15 protein-coding genes are annotated in these 17,178 nt (G+C 69.3%); 10 read left to right on the top strand and 5 right to left on the bottom strand.

Going from position 1 to position 17,178, the window contains the following annotated elements:
• Positions 1-3 precede the first annotated feature (3 nt).
• Genes ABIB14_RS13045 through ABIB14_RS13030 form a run of 4 tightly spaced genes read left to right on the top strand, consistent with a single transcriptional unit; the run spans position 4 to position 4,111 of the window.
• Positions 4-699, top strand: a complete 696-nt coding sequence (locus tag ABIB14_RS13045) for a sugar ABC transporter ATP-binding protein (RefSeq protein ID WP_354236322.1) — start codon at positions 4-6, stop codon at positions 697-699.
• Entirely contained in the window at positions 696-2,741 is a 2,046-nt protein-coding gene (locus ABIB14_RS13040; RefSeq protein WP_354236321.1) for a YhgE/Pip family protein, read from the top strand. Before ABIB14_RS13045 ends, ABIB14_RS13040 begins: the two co-directional genes overlap by 4 nt.
• Positions 2,738-3,379 carry a TetR/AcrR family transcriptional regulator gene (locus ABIB14_RS13035; protein WP_354236320.1) on the top strand — a complete coding sequence of 214 codons (642 nt, stop codon included), beginning with the start codon at positions 2,738-2,740 and terminating at the stop codon, positions 3,377-3,379. Before ABIB14_RS13040 ends, ABIB14_RS13035 begins: the two co-directional genes overlap by 4 nt.
• Before the next feature lie 33 nt (positions 3,380-3,412).
• On the top strand, positions 3,413-4,111 hold the full coding sequence (locus tag ABIB14_RS13030) for a hypothetical protein (protein ID WP_354236318.1): 699 nt from the start codon (positions 3,413-3,415) through the stop codon (positions 4,109-4,111).
• A 110-nt stretch (positions 4,112-4,221) separates the two neighbouring features.
• On the opposite strand, the gene ABIB14_RS13025 is transcribed toward ABIB14_RS13030, so the two are convergent.
• The 4 genes from ABIB14_RS13025 to ABIB14_RS13010 form a co-directional block, all read right to left on the bottom strand.
• A complete protein-coding gene (locus ABIB14_RS13025; RefSeq protein ID WP_354236317.1) occupies positions 4,222-4,731 on the bottom strand; it encodes a hypothetical protein in 510 nt (169 codons plus the stop codon).
• A gap of 115 nt (positions 4,732-4,846) precedes the next feature.
• Complete coding sequence (locus ABIB14_RS13020; protein ID WP_354236316.1) at positions 4,847-5,374, bottom strand: SixA phosphatase family protein; 528 nt, start codon at positions 5,372-5,374, stop codon at positions 4,847-4,849.
• Positions 5,375-5,581: 207 nt separating this feature from the next.
• Positions 5,582-6,451 (bottom strand): winged helix-turn-helix domain-containing protein, encoded by an 870-nt coding sequence (locus ABIB14_RS13015; RefSeq protein ID WP_354236315.1) that lies wholly within the window; start codon positions 6,449-6,451, stop codon positions 5,582-5,584.
• 535 nt (positions 6,452-6,986) lie between these two features.
• Positions 6,987-7,871 carry a hypothetical protein gene (locus ABIB14_RS13010; protein ID WP_354236314.1) on the bottom strand — a complete coding sequence of 295 codons (885 nt, stop codon included), beginning with the start codon at positions 7,869-7,871 and terminating at the stop codon, positions 6,987-6,989.
• A 247-nt stretch (positions 7,872-8,118) separates the two neighbouring features.
• Between ABIB14_RS13010 and ABIB14_RS13005 the strand changes: the two genes are divergently transcribed.
• Together ABIB14_RS13005 and ABIB14_RS13000 are read left to right on the top strand one after the other, a co-directional pair.
• Entirely contained in the window at positions 8,119-8,859 is a 741-nt protein-coding gene (locus ABIB14_RS13005) for a response regulator transcription factor (protein WP_354236313.1), read from the top strand.
• 3 nt (positions 8,860-8,862) lie between these two features.
• Entirely contained in the window at positions 8,863-10,533 is a 1,671-nt protein-coding gene (locus tag ABIB14_RS13000; protein ID WP_502909663.1) for a sensor histidine kinase, read from the top strand.
• A 91-nt stretch (positions 10,534-10,624) separates the two neighbouring features.
• On the opposite strand, the gene ABIB14_RS12995 is transcribed toward ABIB14_RS13000, so the two are convergent.
• A complete protein-coding gene (locus ABIB14_RS12995) occupies positions 10,625-11,191 on the bottom strand; it encodes a PASTA domain-containing protein (RefSeq protein WP_354236311.1) in 567 nt (188 codons plus the stop codon).
• A gap of 323 nt (positions 11,192-11,514) precedes the next feature.
• Here ABIB14_RS12995 and ABIB14_RS12990 point away from each other — a divergent pair, with 323 nt between their 5' ends.
• The 4 genes from ABIB14_RS12990 to ABIB14_RS12975 are packed head-to-tail and all read left to right on the top strand — an operon-like array spanning position 11,515 to position 17,111.
• Positions 11,515-12,966 (top strand): bifunctional glycosyltransferase family 2/GtrA family protein, encoded by a 1,452-nt coding sequence (locus ABIB14_RS12990; protein WP_354236310.1) that lies wholly within the window; start codon positions 11,515-11,517, stop codon positions 12,964-12,966.
• A complete protein-coding gene (locus ABIB14_RS12985; protein ID WP_354236309.1) occupies positions 12,967-15,075 on the top strand; it encodes a glycosyltransferase family 39 protein in 2,109 nt (702 codons plus the stop codon).
• A gap of 6 nt (positions 15,076-15,081) precedes the next feature.
• Complete coding sequence (locus ABIB14_RS12980) at positions 15,082-16,896, top strand: ArnT family glycosyltransferase (protein ID WP_354236308.1); 1,815 nt, start codon at positions 15,082-15,084, stop codon at positions 16,894-16,896.
• Positions 16,896-17,111, top strand: coding sequence for a mannosyltransferase YkcB-related protein (locus tag ABIB14_RS12975; protein WP_502909664.1), 216 nt, complete (start codon positions 16,896-16,898; stop codon positions 17,109-17,111). Before ABIB14_RS12980 ends, ABIB14_RS12975 begins: the two co-directional genes overlap by 1 nt.
• Positions 17,112-17,178: the final 67 nt, after the last annotated feature.

The raw sequence follows: 17,178 nt of genomic DNA, 5'->3' as shown, positions 1-17,178 counted from the left end.
CCCTTGCTCCGCGTTCAACAGCTCCATGTGAAGGGCCGGCGGGATTTCCTGCTCCCGCCCACCTCGCTGCAGGCCACCCGGGGCGAGCTGCTGCTCGTCACCGGAAGACGCCAAGACCAGCGAACCGCGCTGGCACTAACCCTGAGCGGCCGGATGAAGCCCTCTGCCGGCACCCTTGAGTGGGACGGCGGCACCCGGATCAAGCAGCTGCGGCAGGCGAGCGCCGTCGTGGACGCCCCCGGCGTGAACGAGCCGGAACAGCACCTGAGCGTCCGTGACCTGGTCACCGAGGACCTCGCCCTGATTCCCCGCCGCTTTCGGGGCGCGCTGCTCAGCACGCCGTGGCTCAAGGTCAACCGATTCGAGGACATCGCCGGGCGCTGGGTCGAGGACCTGCCCGCGGACCGGCGCCTCGAGCTCCTGACGGCCCTGGCGCTCGCCAATCCGCGCACCGACCTGCTGGTGGTGGACTCCCCCGACCGCCACAGCGGCGATCCGGCGCACTGGCTGCCGCGGCTCCGGGAGCTGGCTTACGACGGCGGCCGCCCGCTCGCCGTCGTCGCCACCGCGGCCGCTGTGCCACCGGACTGGACCGGTCCAGTCGCGGAAATCGGCAACGCCGCCCCGGCTCCGGAGGCAACGGATACTCCGGCTGCCGAGGATGTCCCCCTTGATGTCGAAACGGAGGATGCCCGATGACCGTGCTGCGGCTGGCCCGCTCAGAACTCAAGCGCATGACTGGCGGTCCGCTGCCGAAGCTGACCATCATTGCGCTGACCCTGGTGCCGTTGCTCTACGGCGCGGTGTACCTGTATGCAAACTGGGATCCTTACGGCAGGCTGGACCAGATCGACGCCGCCCTGGTAGTTGAGGACACCGGCGCCGGGACAGCCGACGGCACCCGGCTGGAGGCCGGCCGGAAGGTCGCCGACAGCCTCGTGGACGGCCACGTCTTCAACTGGCAGACGGTCGCCAGCGCGGAGGCAGCGGACCAGGGAGTGAGCAGCGGCAAGTACGCCTTCGCGCTGAAGATCCCCCGGGATTTCTCCGCCAACCTGGCGTCGCCCGGGAACTTCGACGCCGCAAACCAGGCCATGCTGAATGTCACCACCAACGACGCCAACAACTACCTGCTCAGCACGATCGTCGACAAGCTCACCACCGCCGTCCACGCCACGGTCGCGAAGGAGGTAGGCGAGGAAACCGCCAATCAGCTCCTCACCGGCTTCGGCTCCATCCATTCCCAGATACTCAAGGCGTCGGACGGTGCCCGGGACCTCGCCGGCGGCGTGTCTTCGCTCCATGATGGCACTGTCAGTCTGCACCAGGGCACCTCGGGGCTCAAGAGCGGCGCCGGCGACCTGGCGGCCGGGCAGCGCAAGCTCGCCGGCGGCGCGAACTCCCTGAACGGCGGCGCCGCGCAGCTCGCTACGGGCCTGGGCCAGCTCAAGGACACGACCGCCGCGCTCCCCGCTGATGCCCAGCGGCTGTCCGACGGCGCCGCCCAGGTGGCGGCCGGCAACGCCGCACTGACCACCAAGCTGCAAGGCCTGGCAGGGCAACTGTTATCCGCGGAACAGTCCGCCGCGCAGGCTCAGCGCAGCCGCGTCGCGGCCTCCAACGGCCGGCTGCTGGCCGCCGGAGCGATCAACCAGACGCAGGCTGACGCCATTCTCGCCGACTTCGATGCCAACGCCGCGCCCGCGACTTCCGGCGCGGGGGCCGCCCTCAAAGGCGCCGCGGCCCAGGTCCAGCAACTCGCGGACGGTTCGGCCACCGTCAGTGCGGGGGCCAAGCAGCTGGCCGGGGCGGCCCCGGCCCTCAGCGACGGCGTGGGGAACGCCTCTGCAGGCGTGGACCGGCTCGCCGCCGGAACCGCGGAACTGGCCGGCGGCCAGCGGGACGCCCTGGCCGGCGCGGAAAAACTCGCACAGGGCGCGCAACAGCTCGACGACGGGGCGGCGCAGCTGGAGAGCGGCACGGCAACGGCATCCGACGGCGCCGGAACCCTCGCCGACGAACTCGCCAAGGGCGCCGGCCAGGTCCCCAACCCGGACGACGCACAAAAGAACAGCGTGGCCAAGGTTATGGCCGACCCGGTCGCCGTCAGCAACATCTCCCAGGCCAAGGCGGGCTCCTACGGCGCCGGGCTGGCACCGTTCTTCCTCACCCTGGCCCTGTGGATCGGCGTCTTCATGCTGGTCCAGGCCATGCGCCCGGTCACCCAGCGCGCCCTGGCATCCAACGCGCCAACCTGGAAGATCGCCGTCGGCGGCTGGCTGCCGTTCCTGGCGGTCGCCGCCGTGCAGGCCAGCCTGCTGACCCTCGTGGTGGACGTCGGGCTGGGCCTCAATCCTGCCCACCCGGTGCTTATGTGGGTCCTGATGCTTGCTGCTGCCATGGCGTTCAGCGCCATCATCCAGGGCGTGGTGGCGCTGCTGGGCTCGCCCGGCAAGCTGCTGGTGCTCATCCTGCTGGTCCTGCAACTCGTCTCCTCCGGCGGCACCTTCCCCTGGCAGACCACGCCCGAGCCGCTGCACGTTGTGCACCAGCTCCTGCCGATGGGCTACGTGGTCAACGGCATGCGGCACCTGATCTACGGCGCCGAGCTGACCAGCATCCTGCCCACCATACTGGGCATGGTTGGCTACACTTTGCTGGGACTGGCAATGTCCGCCGTCGCCGTCCGGAAGCACAAGTTCTGGACCCTCAAAACCCTGAAGCCGGAGATCGCCGTATGAGCACCACGCCACGCGCGGAGGCGACCCCCGACGCCGAGGGGGCCAAAAAGCTCCGGCCCGGGCGCACCAATGCGACCAAACAGAAGCTGTTCGACGCGTCGATGGAACTGATCGGCGAGCGCGGGGCCGCGGGCGTGACGGTTGACGAGATCGCGGCGTCCGCCGGCGTCTCCAAGGGCACCGTGTATTACAACTTCGGCAGCAAGTCGGATCTGATCGCGCAGCTCCTGCGGCACGGGGTGGACATCCTCATGGCCCGACTGCTCAGCGTCACGGACGAATCCGCGGACCCGCTGGAGGCAATGGACGAGATGATCGGGCAGGCCATGGACTTCATGGCCGAATACCCGTCCTTCGCCAGGTTGTGGATGAGTGAGAGCTGGCGGACGCCCAGCGAGTGGCAGGAAACCTTCGCCGAGCTTCGAGGCCCGCTCCTCGGAGTGATTGGCGCGGCGATCGAGGCCGTAGCCGCCAAGTACCCTGTGGACCCCGCACTCTCCCGGGGAAGCCTGGAGACCGCAATCTTCGGTGCCTGCTTTGTGGTGGGATTGGACCGCAAGACCTTCCACCCGGAACGGACCCGGGCACAAAGCATCGCCGCAATCATGGCGATCATGCGTGGCTACGTGATGAAGTAGCCCCGTTCGGGGATGATTAGTCACATGCGCCACATGGGTAAAAGCGGCAAGACTGCCATCGGGGCGTTCCTGGCCGCCCTGGCACTGCTGGTGCTGGCCGGCACCACCCTGCACGAGACCGTGGCTCTCTGGTTCCTCGCTGCTTCCGCTGTCGCCTACGTGGCGTGTGTGGCGGAGGTGGTGATCCGACGGCGGCACAAGACGCTGCTGGCGAGCGGGGTGGGCAGCATTCTCTTCATCGCCTTCGGCATTGCGTTCCTGCGCCAATGGGGACTCGCCTTCAACGCCGCCCCGGACGCGCTGTCCGCGCCCGTGGATGCCGAGTATCCGGACCTATACTTCTATCTCTGCGCAGCAGCCGGGGCTGCGACCCTGCTCCTGCTGCTCGCCGGTACAGTCCTGCCCGGCCGAGGCCCGGCACGGCGCACCGGCTTCGCGGCCCGGCGCCCGGCTACGCGCAAGCCCGCTGCCCGGCCTGCTCCCCGTCCCTCGACGTCACGGACCACTGCCCGGCCGGCGGCACCCCGGCCTCCAGTACAGCGGACCGCCGCACCGACCCCGCCTCGCGCCTCCGCCGCACGGACTCCCACTCCCCGGGCGTCGACAGGGCGGACGCCGGCACCGGCGGCCAAGCGGTCGTCGTCGACTGCCAAAGCGTCAGCGAAAGCGCCGGTCAAACCCGCCGCGAAAACACCTGTCCGGCCGCCGGCCAAAGCTCCCACCCGGCGCTGATGACCGCGGCGGCGGCAGCAGTGCGCAGGCGGCAGCGGTGCGCAGCGGCGGCGGCAGCGGTGCGCAGGCATCAGGACGCAGGCTGCTGACGCCGTCGCAGTTCCAGCGGCTCAGAGGTTGCGGGGCCGCTCACCGTGCGGGCCGTCGGTGTCGCGATGCTCCGCCGCAGTTTCTTCCCGGATTCCGGCGGCGTCAGCAGTTCCTGCCGGACGCTCGCGGTCGCTCCGGTCCCGGCGCAGTTCCTCCTGCGGCTGGGCATCGCTCGTCCGGGCGTCACCGCGCTCGGTGGTAACGACGTCCGGATCGACCTCATCGGCCCGACGGAGCTGTTCCTCGGCGCCGGCGCGGGCGGTCTCCGCCTCCTCTTGCGTGCCGCGGGCTTGCATGCGGAGGCGCTCGGCCTCGACTTCAGCGGCTTTGGCATCGGCTTCTGCGCGTGCAGCCTTGGCCTCATGGTCCCTGGCTGCCAACTGGTCGGCCTCTGCCTTCCCACGCATCTCCGCGGCCCGGTTCCGGTCCGCGACGGTCTTGCGCTTGCGGCTGAAGTAGATTGCCACTGCGATGATCGCGAGCACCACCACGACGCCGACGATGATCCCTACGAGCTGTCCTGAATCCACGGTGATCCACCTTTTCCCTCGGTCGCCAAGTAAACGCCATGAGTAAAAGCATTAACAGCATCAGTAAACAACACAATTAGCGGGCTGACTATCGGTCCGCCTGCACGCCGGGCCGCTACTTCTCCCGCGGCACCTTGAAGTGGGTCAAGCGGGCGTCCTGGCCGTCCAACTCGGCCCAGGACTTCTCCGTCTCAAAGACCGAGAGCCCGCTGGTGGGATAGCGGGTGGCCGCATCCATGTAGGCGTCGTGGTTGGAGCCGCGGGAGGCCAGGTGCATGGCGAGGTCCTGCACGCCCGGCATGTGCGAGATCACCATGAGCGTCGTGACGGTGTCCGGGACGTGGTTGATGACCGCAAGCATCCGCAGGGCCGAGGCGCTGTAGAGACCGTCCTCGAGTTTCGGCGTCGGGGCCTTGTCCCCCAGTTCACTGCACACCCAGGTGCACGTCTGCCTGGTCCGCAGGGCGCTGGAGCAAAGGATGAAATCGGGAACCACGCCGTGCTTGACCAGCCATTTCCCGGCCAGCGGCGCCTCCCGGTGGCCGCGCTCTTCCAGCGGCCGCTCATGGTCCGCAACACCGCCCGGCCAGTCGGCCTTGGCATGCCGCATGAGCACCAGACGCTTAATGTGATGGTCACTCATGCCCCAAGCGTAGCCCGGCACTGTCGCGCCCAGCGCTTTCATAACAGCCCCGACCATCGATGCCCGCGCATTGCAGGGCGGTTCCTAGTGTGGGACCGCCGGAAGAGTGCAATGCGTGACGCCCCCGAGATGCCGCTGAAGCGTGCCCGCGAAAGCGAAAGCGCCCGCCCGCCATACAGGGGACAGGCGCTCTGCGACAGGCTGAAGTTAGATGGAGTACTCCGGAGCGGCCCAGACGATGACCTCCGGGTGCTCGTAGAACCGGTAGCCCTGGCCGCGGACCGTCCGCACGGTGTTGGCAAGGCGGCCCAGCTTGGAGCGCAACCGGCGGATGTGCACGTCGATGGTGCGCTCGTTGGGAACCTCTTCGGCGTTACGCCACAGGCCCTCGAGCAGTTCGTCGCGGCCTACGGTGCGGGTGCCGTTCTCCACGAGGTAGTTGAGGAGTTCGAATTCCTTGAAGGTCAGGTTCAGCGATTCGCCGTCGAGCGCCACTTCGCGGCGGGCGAGGTCGATCAGCACGCCGGAGGGGCGCGGATCCTGCGCCTGCTGCAGCCGGGTGTTGTCGGCGCGCTGGCGGGCGCCGGCGGTGGGATCGCCAAAAGTGGACCGGACGACGTCGAGGGCGGAGCCCTGAGCGGAGGCGGGGGCAACGGCGACGGCGGCGTAGCTTTCGGCGCCGGCCACGAGGGACTGTGCATAGGCCCGGATGTCCTGGGCCAGCTTGGCGATGGAGGTGCCGGCGGCAGCCGCGGTTTCCTCATCGATGCCCATGTATAGGACGAAGCCGCGGGCCACGTTATCGCTCGGCACCGGGCGGAGCGGGTTACCGCCCGGCGCAATCACCGGGGTGGGCGCGGTGGCCGGCGCCGATTCGGCGACGGAGACGGCGCGCAACTGGCCGTAGGGGTTGGGGTTATAGCCCTGGCCTGCGTAGCCTGGGGCGGGAAAGCTGTTGCCTGGTCCGGCGGGGACGATGCTCGGCCGGCCGCCAAAGCCCTGGCGGAGGCCGGAGGCCTGTCCGGCCTTGTTGGCGTTACGGACTGAGATGTGGACGTATCCGGATGCAACTGACATGGAATGCTTACCTCAATGTGAATGGCCGTGATCGCGGCTCGAATGCTGATTCCCCACAAACTGGGGAGGGGCGCCCGACACTGGGCTGGGGCGAATGCCTAGAAACGTTCTGGGGTGGAGAAGTTAGGCGTGCATTCGACAACAGCGCATCTCGGTACCAGCTGGTGCGCTGATCCAGGAAGCTGCGGCTGCAGGTGCTGTTGAGTTCTTGTTCACAATTGAAGTGTGCAACGTAACAATGAGAACTTGCAAGTAACAAAGCACCGCGAAGTCCACAACGTGAGACGAAAAGCTGGTTTGTAGCGCAGATCACAATTCCGATCAACCACGCAAAATGCAGTCTATTTGCGGATTTCCGACACCCTGAGGCCAGATTGCCGAAGATTATTCAACCATTCAGCGATTATGGTTTCAATCATTCAATGTGAAGCGAAACTGCGGAATCACGATATCGGCCGCGCACCGTCCCCGCTGTCCACGGAGTGGTCATTCCGCCGGGCTGGACGAGCCCGGCTGCGCCGTCCGCAGCGGCCAGTCAGTTCGTTTGGCCGGTAGCGGTGGCCGCCACGACCGTGACGGCCGAGGCCGTGAAGTTCGCGCCGTCCTTGGCTGCCACGATCCGCACGGTACCGCCGGGGACTATGTCCGCCACGCTCAGCTGGGTGCCGGAGCCCCCGGCTTGCTGGCGCCGCTGCTGCAGATCGCTCACCGCCACGTCGGCGCCCAGGCCGTAGCTGCGCGTGAACCCGTCACCGCTCTTCACCGTGACGCTGGTCGAGCTGACCTCCGTCACGGTCCCGAGCTGCTCGGCCATGGTGGTGTAGGCGCTTCCTTCCAGGACAACATATTCGGCGTGCACCGCTGCGGTAAGAGCGCCCATGCCGCCGGCGGTGAAGCCGCCGGGACCGCCCCGGCCAGGCACTACCCCTCCCGCGGACCCTCCCTGCGGGGACCCGGGCACGCCTTGGGCGCCCAGGCCACGGTCGCCTGGCCCGCGGCCGGCTGCCGCTCCGGCGGCGGTACCCTTGGCCGCGGCCGAACTGGAGGTAAGGGCATACACCCCTACCCCGGCGCCGACGGCCAGGACGGCGGCCGCACCGCCGACGGCGAACCTCCGCTTGAGCGTCCATGGCTTGTCCGCGTACCCACTCCGGGCGGCGCCGCCCGACGCGCCCCACCCTGGGGCAGCGGCCGGCGTCGGCGCCTGCCGGGGCATGCCACGGACCGCGTCGTCGGCCGGGCCGGTCGAAATGGGAGGTGGTGCGCCCCAGCCGGCAGCGGGTGCGGGCGTCTGAGGGTCGTACTGACCGGGCGCGCGGCCGGCTGCGTATGGAGTAGCCACGGGATCCGGCGCCGGCGGGGCGTCGGAACCGGGTTCGGGACTGGGCCGGTTGTCGGCTCCCGGATGCTGACTGCTCATCGTGTTTCTCCTGTCAGACGGGCGGATTTGAGTTGACCCCAGAGTGCTGGGCAATCCTGTGCCGGGGCTGTGCGGGCCGACAGCCGGGCCTGTGACGTTCCGCCGGGATCTATCGCCGGGCAGGTAGCCGCCCCAACCCTGGGGGTGCTCGCTCCCGGACAGGCATCCAGCTGGGTACTCTGAGATTCACAGGTGCCGCACAGGATCCCCAAAGCAGCACCTAACCGGCAGACCGGAGAGTCGTCCCATGGCCACTTCGCACTCCCTGACCAACAACCTTCCGCTGCTCACGCATCCTGACGGATCCCCCATCCGTGCCCTCGTGGTGGACGACGAGCCCAGCCTGTCCGAGCTCATGAGCATGGGCCTGCGAATGGCGGGCTGGTCCGTAGCGGTGGCAGCCGACGGGCCCGAAGCGCTCAAACTGGCCAAGGACATCCGCCCCGACGTCCTGGTGCTGGACGTCATGCTCCCCGGGTTCGACGGCGTCGAACTCCTCAGCCGAATCCGCGCGTTTGCGCCGGAAGTTCCTGCGCTGTTCCTCACCGCCAAAGATGCCGTCCAGGACCGTATAACCGGCCTGGCCGCGGGCGGCGACGACTACGTCACCAAACCGTTCAGCATGGAAGAGGTTCTGCTCCGCCTGCACCGGCTGGTCCAGCGCTCCGGGGTGGCCGCGATGGACACTGCCGAACTCGTGGTGGGCGATCTGGTCCTCAATGTCGACACCCGCGACGTCACTCGGGCCGGCGAGGAACTACATCTGACCGCCACCCAGTTCGAGCTGCTCCGCTATCTGATGGAAAACCCCAAACGCGTCATCAGCAAGGCACAGATCCTGGACCGGGTCTGGGACTATGACTTCGGCGGTCAGGCGAACATCGTGGAGCTGTACATTTCCTACCTCCGCAAAAAGATCGATGCCAACCACGTGCCGATGATCCACACCGTGCGCGGCGCCGGCTACGTCTTGAAACCGGCGGACTGATCCGTGCCCACACTTTCCGGCGTGGCACCTGGATCCGGGCACGACTGGCGCAACCCGTCCACCTGGCATCTGCGCACTCGGCTGGTCCTCGTCACCATGGCGCTCCTCGTGGCCATCTGCGGCGCGGTGGGGGTGGTCAGCTACGTCTCCATGGACCTTTTCCTGACCCATCAGCTCGATGAGCAGCTCGGCAACGCGTCGCACCGTTCGAGCGAGTTCGGCCGGCCCGCGCCCGGCAACGGGGGCGGCCGCCCCGACCCGCTTGACGCGCGGGGCCAGGGTGTCGGCACCCTCAATGCCCGGGTGCTGGGCGGTGTCGTAGCAAGCGCCGGTTTCCTCGCCGGGGATGCCACCCTCAAGTCCCTCTCCCCCGACGACGACTCAATTCTTCTGGCGCTCACCCGCAACGGCGTGCCCGTGGACCGGACCCTCTCGGCCGGCGCCTACCGGCTCACGGCCGTGCGGGCACCCTACGGCGACATCATTGTCACCGGACTGCCGCTGACAGAGAAGGAAAACACGCTGGCCTCGCTCGTCTGGACCATGGTGGTGGTCTCCGCGGGCGGGCTCGTGGTGATCGGTCTGGCCGGCACGACCATCATCCGCCGGACCATGAAGCCGCTGGAACAGCTCTCCGAGCTGGCCACCAAGGTATCCCGCCTCCCGCTGGACGCCGGCGAAGTGGCGCTCGGGGTGCGGGTCCCGCCGTCGGCTGCCCACCCGGGAACGGAGGTGGGCAGCGTGGGCTACGCGCTGAACCAGATGCTGGACAACGTCTCCAACGCCCTGGAGGCACGGCAGGAGAGCGAGATGAAAGTCCGGCAGTTCGTCGCCGATGCCTCGCATGAGCTCCGCACCCCGCTCACGGCGATTCGCGGCTATACGGAGCTGATGCGGATGACTGAACACTTCACGCCCGACGGCGAAAAGTCACTGGCCCGCGTGCAAAGCCAGTCCGTGCGGATGACCACCCTCGTGGAGGACCTGCTGCTGCTGGCCCGACTGGACGAGGGGCAGCCGCTCAAGGTCACCGACGTCGACCTCACCCGGCTCGCCATCGAAACGGTGAGCGACGAAAAGGTCATGGCCCCGGACCGCATCTGGCAGCTCGAACTCCCGGACGAACCCGTGGTGGTGCGCGGTGACACCACCCAGCTCCACCAGGTTCTTGCCAATCTGCTTTCGAATGCCCGCAAGCACACGGAACCCGGGACGAAGGTGGTCACAGGCGTGATGCGTTCAGCTGACGGCAGCGCCGTGGTCACTGTCACGGATAACGGCAGCGGCATCGCCCCGGAATTCATCGGCCGGGTCTTCGCCCGCTTCGCGCGGGCCGACGCCGCACGCACCAATCCGGCGGACGGTCCCGCGGCGGTTGCCGCCGTCGCGACGGCGGGGCCACGGTCCGGGGGCACGACGGCGGGGCCACAGTCCGGGCCGGCCGGCCGCGCCGGTGCAGCTTCAGGCGCTGCCCGGCTTCCCGCCGGCCGTGCGGCCACCGCCGGAGCTCCGGCGTCCGAGGGCACCAGCGGGCTGGGCCTGTCCATTGTCCAGTCGATCGTGGAGGCCCACGGGGGGACCGTCGAGGTCACGTCCCGTCCGGGCCGCACAGAGTTCGCCGTCAGGCTGCCGTCCGCACCGCCCGCGGCCCGACTGTTTAACCAGCCTCGCTGAGCCCGCCACTAACGTGGGCCCGGCGAGAACAGGACGCAAGACTCCCCCCGGTACCGTCTGAAGCGGCTGTCCGGGGAGAAGCCAGCCCCGCCTAGTTCCTGATGCCACCGTGGCCGCGGCAGGCACCCTGGCGAGTCGTTCCCGGCCAGGGGTAGCCGTCATTGCAGATGATGCCTCCGTACCGCGGGGCCTCGGGGACCGCAGGGGGCACGTAAGCCGGCGGCGCGGCCGGCGCCGGCGGGACGTACGCTGGCGGGGCTACGGGAGCCGCGACCTCGGCCGGTACCACTACAACCTGCGATGGCGTCGGCGTTGGCGTGGGGGTCGGCGTGGCCTCCACGATGTGCCTGACGCCGAGCTTCACGGTGGAGCCCTTGGCTACCTGGGCATCCGCGGCGGGATCCTGGGTAATGACCTGCCAGTTGCTTTTGACGATGACCGATTTGCCGGCGTCGATGTCCTTCGCTTCGGCCTTCAGGCCGAGATCCTTTAGCTGGTCGGTGGCTTTGTCCAGGGTCTGCCCCACGACATTGGGGACAGTGATCGAGGCGACGGCTGCTGCGGTTGCGGTTGGTTCGGCCTGCTGTGCGGAAGCCTGCGTGCTGCAGCCTGTCAGCATGAGACCGGAGAGCATGACAAATACCAGTGTTTTCTTCAAGATTTCCCCCAACGAATTACGGCGCCTAGAACTGGGGCCGCTGATAATAAATTACCAGCTTTGGGGCGTGACGAAGTTTCGTGACAGCCCTTACCGATTGGGCCTGCATCTCGCGCGTAGGCCCCCTGTCGCCTGCTCACGCGACCGCCCGGGAACGGGTTTGCCAGAGAGCGGCCCCGCCACCATGCGATGGCAGTCAGCTAAGCGGACCGGAGCCCTTAAGGCGCAGGCACGACCGTCCCTACCCGCTGGGCAGTTTCTTGCACAGCCCGCACACAGCTTGAGCCCATCGGCCTCATATGGGGCACCGGGAAAGTTGGGCTATGACGTTCACAGACCAGGCCACAGGAAGCCCGTACCGGCCCTCGGCGACGCCGGCCGGTCCGGCGTCGGCCCCCGCCCCGTCCGGACTGGGCCCGGCCGGACTGGCCTTGGACGAGGCCCTCTCGGGAGCGCTGCCGGGCCCGCTGGGCGCGCTGACTCGCGCCGGCGGGCGGCGCTCAGCCGTTGACACCCGGACCGGCACCGCGGTGCTGGACGTCACCATCCCGGTCTTCAACGAGGAGCGGGACCTGGAGGCCTGCCTGCGACGGCTCCACGCCTACCTGCGTGACGCCTTCCCGCACCCGTTCCGGATTACCGTGGCGGACAACGCCAGCACCGACGGCACCCTCAGGACGGCCGAACGCGTGGCCCGTGAGCTCCGCGAAGTGAACGTGGTCCACATGGTAGAAAAGGGCCGCGGGAACGCACTGCGCAAGGTCTGGCTCGCGTCGCCGTCGCCGGTCCTGGCGTACATGGACGTGGACCTGTCCACCGATCTGGCGGCGCTCGGCCCCCTCCTTGCCCCGCTGATTTCCGGCCATTCCGACCTGGCCATCGGGACCCGGCTGACCCGCAACTCGCGGGTAGTCCGCGGGCCCAAACGGGAGTTCATCTCGCGCAGCTACAACCTCCTGCTGCACTCCTTCCTGGGTGCGCACTTCAGCGACGCGCAGTGCGGCTTCAAGGCGATCCGGGCGGACGTGGCCCGGCAGTTGCTCCCTTACACTTTGGACAACGCCTGGTTCTTTGACACCGAGCTCCTGGTCCTGGCCGAGAAGTGCGGCCTGCGCGTCCACGAAGTCCCGGTGGACTGGACCGACGACCCGGATTCCAGCGTGGACATCGTCCAAACCGCGCTCGCGGACCTGCGCGGCATGGCCAGGCTCAGCCGGGACCTGGTCTCCGGCCGGATTCCCGTTCCCGAACTGCGCGCAGCCCTGGCCCGCGGCCCTCTCCCGGCCTCCTCACGCGGCCAGGAACAAAGCCCCGGCGGGAGTCTCTTCGGGCAGCTCGTCCGCTTCGGCAGCATCGGTGTGGCCTCGACCCTGGCATACCTGCTGATCTTCCTGTTCTGCCGCGGCATTATGGACCCACAGCTGGCCAATTTCCTCGCTTTGCTCATCACCGCCGTAGCCAACACCGCAGCCAACCGGCGCTTCACGTTCGGTATCCAGGGCAGCAGCCAGGCCGTGCGCCACCACTTTGAGGGACTGCTGGTCTTCGGAATCGGGCTGGCCCTGACCTCCGGGGCGCTCCTCCTGGTCCACGCCTCCGGCGGGACTCCGGACCGCTGGCTTGAACTGATCATGGTCACCGCCGCCAACCTGGCCGCCACGGCCGTCAAGTTCCTGCTCTTCCGGCTGGTCGTCTTCCGGCGCCGGGCCAGCTCCGACCTACCGGTGCCCGACGCCGCCGACGCTTCCCTCCCCCACACAGAAACGGCCCAGTAAATGACCGCCACGATCAGCCCCACCCCCGGTGCCCAGCCAAGCCCCGCCTGGGCACCCGGCGACACCGCGACGGCCCAGCCGACAACAGATCGTCCGGCCGAGTCCCAGCCCACAACACCCGGGCCGCCCGCAGCCCGGGGACGCCGCGAGCGCCTACTGTTCGGACCGCAGCCACGGTGGGTGCGCCCGTCGGCAGCCCTGCTTCTGGCCGTCACCGCCGTGTTGTACCTGTGGAACCTGGAAGCCACCGGCTACGCCAACTCCTTCTACGCGGCGGCGATCCAGGCAGGGACCAAGGACTGGACGGCGCTGCTATTCGGCTCACTCGACGCCGGCAACGCCATCACCGTGGACAAGCCCCCGGCCGCGCTCTGGATCCCGGCCCTCGCAGGACGCATCTTCGGCTTCTCGGCACTGAGCATGCTCATTCCCCAGGCGCTGATGGGAGTGGCCGCCGTCGGACTTCTCTACCTGACCGTCAAGCGGGTGTCCGGGCCGGCGGCCGGCCTGCTCGCCGGCGGAGCCCTGGCGCTGACCCCGGTGGCGGCCGTGATGTTCCGGTTCAACAACCCGGACGCTATGCTCACCCTGTGCCTGGAGCTGGCCGCCTACCTCACCACCCGGGCCATCGAAAAGGCCGGCTGGAAGTGGCTCGCCGCGGCCGGCGCGGTGATCGGGCTGGCGTTCCTGTCCAAGATGCTGCAGGGCTTCCTGATCGTGCCCGGGCTGGCTCTGGCCTACCTGTGGGCAGCATCGACCACCCTCCGCCGCCGGCTCCTGCATCTGTTGGGCGCCGCCGCCGGGATCGCCGTCGTTGCCGGCAGCTACGTGGCCCTGTTCCAGCTGACCCCGGCCTCGGCCCGGCCGTACATGGCGGGGTCGAAGACCAACAGCTTCCTGGAACTCACCTTCGGCTACAACGGCCTGGGCCGGATCACCGGGTCCGTCGGGGGCATACCCGCCGGAGGCGACTTCGGGGGCAACGTGGGCGGCAACTTCGGCGGCAACTTCGGCGGGAACGCCGGCGGCCCGGGCGGCACCGGGAACACCGGGTTCGGCAGCACGGCCGGGATCACGCGGATGTTCGGGACCAGTTTCGGCGGCGAGGTGTCCTGGCTGCTGCCGGCGGCGCTGATTCTGCTGCTCGCCGGGCTGTGGTTCACCCGGCGCGAGGCCCGCACCTCACGAACCCGTGCGGCGCTCCTGCTGTGGGGCGGCTGGCTGGTTGTCACGGCCGTCATCTTCAGCTTCATGAGCGGCACCGTGCACCCGTATTATGCCGTGGCACTGGCTCCGGCGGTCGCCGCCCCGGTGGGTATCGGCGTCGCCGAATTGTGGCGGGGCCGCGCCTACTGGCCGGCGCGGATCATCCTGGCGGTGACGGTGCTCGCCAGCTCGGCCTGGTCCGCGGTCCTCCTGGGCCGCGACCCCGCCTGGCTTCCCGGGCTACGCGTCCTCGCCGTCGTGCTGGGCGTGCTGGCTGCCGCGGCGCTGCTCCTGCGGGTTGACGGTCTGGCGGCGCTCCCGGCCCGGCTCCAAAGGACAGCCACGGCCGGCATCGTGATCCTCTCCCTGCTGGCCGGCGGGCTGGGGACCACCGCCTGGACGCTGGCGACCACCGCCCAGCCGCACTCCGGTTCGATCCCCACGTCCGGGCCCGCCGCCTCCACTATGGGAGGCGGTTTCGGGGCGGCCGGCCGGGCCGACGGCGACCGCTCGTTCGGCGGCATCAGCGGGGCCCCCGAACGTGCTGCCGGCGGTGCCCCCGGCGGCGAAACGGCCTCGCCGGAGCTGGCCGCACTGTTGAAGTCCTCCGGCGCCAGGTGGTCCGCGATTGTCTCCGGCGCCACCCAGGCCGCTAGCCTGGAACTCGCCACCGGCACCAGCGTGATCGCACTCGGCGGCTGGAACGGCGGCGACCCCTACCCGACACTCGACCAGTTCAAGGCCATGGTGGGCAGCGGCGAGATCGGCTACTTCATCTCCGGCGGCCGGATGGGCGGCCTTGGCGGGGGCCGCGGCGGCAATTCCGAGGTCGCCGCGTGGGTAGCGGCCAACTACCGGGCCCAGACCGTAGGCACCGCCACGGTCTACAAGCTGGGGGTCTAGGCCGCCATGACCCACACCTTGAATCCCCGCCACGCCGACGCGGAGTCACCAGTCGCCGGCAGCCGTCGCGTCGACGCCCGTCGCAGCGGCACCCGGAACCTGCGGCCACGACTGGAACTGGCGGCCCTGCTGCTGGCCACGGCCGGACTGTACCTGTGGAACCTCGGCGCCTCCGGCTGGGCCAACGCTTTCTACTCCGCCGCGGCACAGGCCGGCTCGCAGGATTGGGCGGCCTGGTTCTTCGGCTCCTCCGATGCCGCGAACGCCATCACCGTGGACAAGCCGCCGGCGTCGTTGTGGGTGATGGGGCTGTCTGTACGTCTCTTCGGCCTGAGCTCCTGGAGCGTCCTGGTCCCCCAGGCACTCATGGGGGTCGGCACCGCTTGGCTGGTCTATCTGGCGGTCCGCCGGGCCGCCGCCCCCGCAACGGCCGATGCACGACTGGCCCACCGCGCCGGGCTGCTCGCCGGAGCTGTCATGGCACTGACCCCGGTGGCCGTGCTGATGTTCCGGTTCAACAACCCGGACGCCCTGCTGGTGCTACTGATGACCGCGGCCGCCTACGCCGTGCTGCGCTCCATCCAGGACGCCCGCCTGCGCTGGCTCCTGTTCGGCGGGGCGCTCCTGGGCTTTGGCTTCCTTACCAAGCAGCTGCAGGTCCTGCTGGTTGTCCCCGGTTTCGCCCTGGCCTACCTGGTGGCGGCACCGGTGGGGCTGGGCAGACGCCTCCTGCACCTCCTCGCCACGGGCGCGGCCATGGCCGTCGCGGCCGGCTGGTGGCTGGCCGCCGTCGAACTCATCCCGGCAGCGGACCGACCGTACATCGGCGGCTCGCAAAACAACTCCATCCTGGAACTGACTCTCGGCTACAACGGCCTGGGCCGGCTCAACGGCGACGAAACCGGGAGCGTGGGCGGCGGCAATGCCTGGGGTACCCCTGGACCGTTCCGGCTCTTCAACAGCGACTTCGGCGGCCAGATCGCCTGGCTGCTGCCCGCGGTGCTGCTGCTCGGGGCGGGACTGCTCTGGCTCGGAAGGCGGGCCCCGCGGACCGACGCCGTGCGGGCCTCGGTCATCATCTGGGGCTCCTGGGTGGCGGTCACCGGCCTGACGTTCAGCCTCATGGCCGGGATCATCCACCCGTACTACATGGCGGCGCTGGCGCCCGGCATCGCGGGGCTCGCGGGGCTGGGCGGGGTGCTGCTCTGGCAGCGCCGGGACCAGCGCGCGGCGGCTACGGTGCTCGCCGCGGCCCTCCTGGCGGCCGGGGCGATGGCCGCCGAACTCCTTGGCCGCACGCCGGCATACGTTCCATGGCTGCGTTGGGTGATCCTGCTGGCCTCGCTCGCCGCCGCCGGCGCGGTGCTGGCCTCCGCGGTGCCGGGCTTCAAGGCGGCAGGGCTCAGGCCGGGCGGCCCGGCGGCCTATGGGCTGGTGGCGCGCACGACGGCGGTGCTCGCTGTCGCCGCCGCCCTGGCCGGACCCGCTGTCCTACTCGTTGTCGACCGCCTCGACCGCTCACAGCGGCTCGATCGTGAGCGCCGGTCCGGCAGTGGCCGCCCGGGGCGGGGCCGGGTTCCCGGCGGTCCTTGGCGGCGTCGGCGCGTTTGGCGGCACCCCGGGAGTGAACCTCAACGGCGCGTCCACCGGTGCCGGGCGGAGGCGCGGCGGGCGGAATGGGTGGCCTGCTCGGGGCCAGCACACCGTCCGCTACCCTCGCGACGGCGTTGCAAGCAGGCGCCGGCAACTTCACCTAGGCCGCCGCCGTCGTCGGATCCAACAACGCCGCCGGCTACCAGCTGGCCACCGGGCTGCCCGTGATGGCCGTGGGCGGGTTCAACGGCACCGACCCTGCCCCAACGCTCAAGCAATTCCAGCAGTACGTGGCCGATTGGAAAATCCACTACTTCATTGCGGGCCGCATGATGCAGGGCCAAAGCGGTTCCGACGACGCCGCGCGGATCGCCTCCTGGGTGGCAGCCAACTTCGACGCCCAGACCATCGGCGGGACCAGCGTGTACCTGCTGGCAGGGTAGGCGGGCGCGGGGTATGCGGGGACCGCGCACCCGCCGATTCGACGGTTCCGTGCAGACTCGACGTTCG

The sequence above is a fragment of the Arthrobacter sp. UYEF3 genome (assembly GCF_040546245.1).
In the GTDB taxonomy this organism is placed as follows: Bacteria; Actinomycetota; Actinomycetes; order Actinomycetales; family Micrococcaceae; genus Arthrobacter.
The sequence above is the reverse complement of the archived record's forward strand: the minus strand, read 5'-3'. Positions and strand labels throughout refer to the sequence as shown.

What these genes read in the sequence shown, in the direction of transcription:
- ABIB14_RS13040 (WP_354236321.1), top strand. Translation starts at nt 696, where the DNA reads ATGACCGTGCTGCGGCTGGCCCGCTCAGAACTCAAGCGCATGACTGGC.
- ABIB14_RS13035 (WP_354236320.1), top strand. Translation starts at nt 2,738, where the DNA reads ATGAGCACCACGCCACGCGCGGAGGCGACCCCCGACGCCGAGGGGGCC.
- ABIB14_RS13030 (WP_354236318.1), top strand. Translation starts at nt 3,413, where the DNA reads ATGGGTAAAAGCGGCAAGACTGCCATCGGGGCGTTCCTGGCCGCCCTG.
- ABIB14_RS13020 (WP_354236316.1), bottom strand. Translation starts at nt 5,374, where the DNA reads ATGAGTGACCATCACATTAAGCGTCTGGTGCTCATGCGGCATGCCAAG.
- ABIB14_RS13015 (WP_354236315.1), bottom strand. Translation starts at nt 6,451, where the DNA reads ATGTCAGTTGCATCCGGATACGTCCACATCTCAGTCCGTAACGCCAAC.
- ABIB14_RS13010 (WP_354236314.1), bottom strand. Translation starts at nt 7,871, where the DNA reads ATGAGCAGTCAGCATCCGGGAGCCGACAACCGGCCCAGTCCCGAACCC.
- ABIB14_RS13005 (WP_354236313.1), top strand. Translation starts at nt 8,119, where the DNA reads ATGGCCACTTCGCACTCCCTGACCAACAACCTTCCGCTGCTCACGCAT.
- ABIB14_RS12990 (WP_354236310.1), top strand. Translation starts at nt 11,515, where the DNA reads ATGACGTTCACAGACCAGGCCACAGGAAGCCCGTACCGGCCCTCGGCG.
- ABIB14_RS12985 (WP_354236309.1), top strand. Translation starts at nt 12,967, where the DNA reads ATGACCGCCACGATCAGCCCCACCCCCGGTGCCCAGCCAAGCCCCGCC.
- ABIB14_RS12980 (WP_354236308.1), top strand. Translation starts at nt 15,082, where the DNA reads ATGACCCACACCTTGAATCCCCGCCACGCCGACGCGGAGTCACCAGTC.
- ABIB14_RS12975 (WP_502909664.1), top strand. Translation starts at nt 16,896, where the DNA reads ATGGCCGTGGGCGGGTTCAACGGCACCGACCCTGCCCCAACGCTCAAG.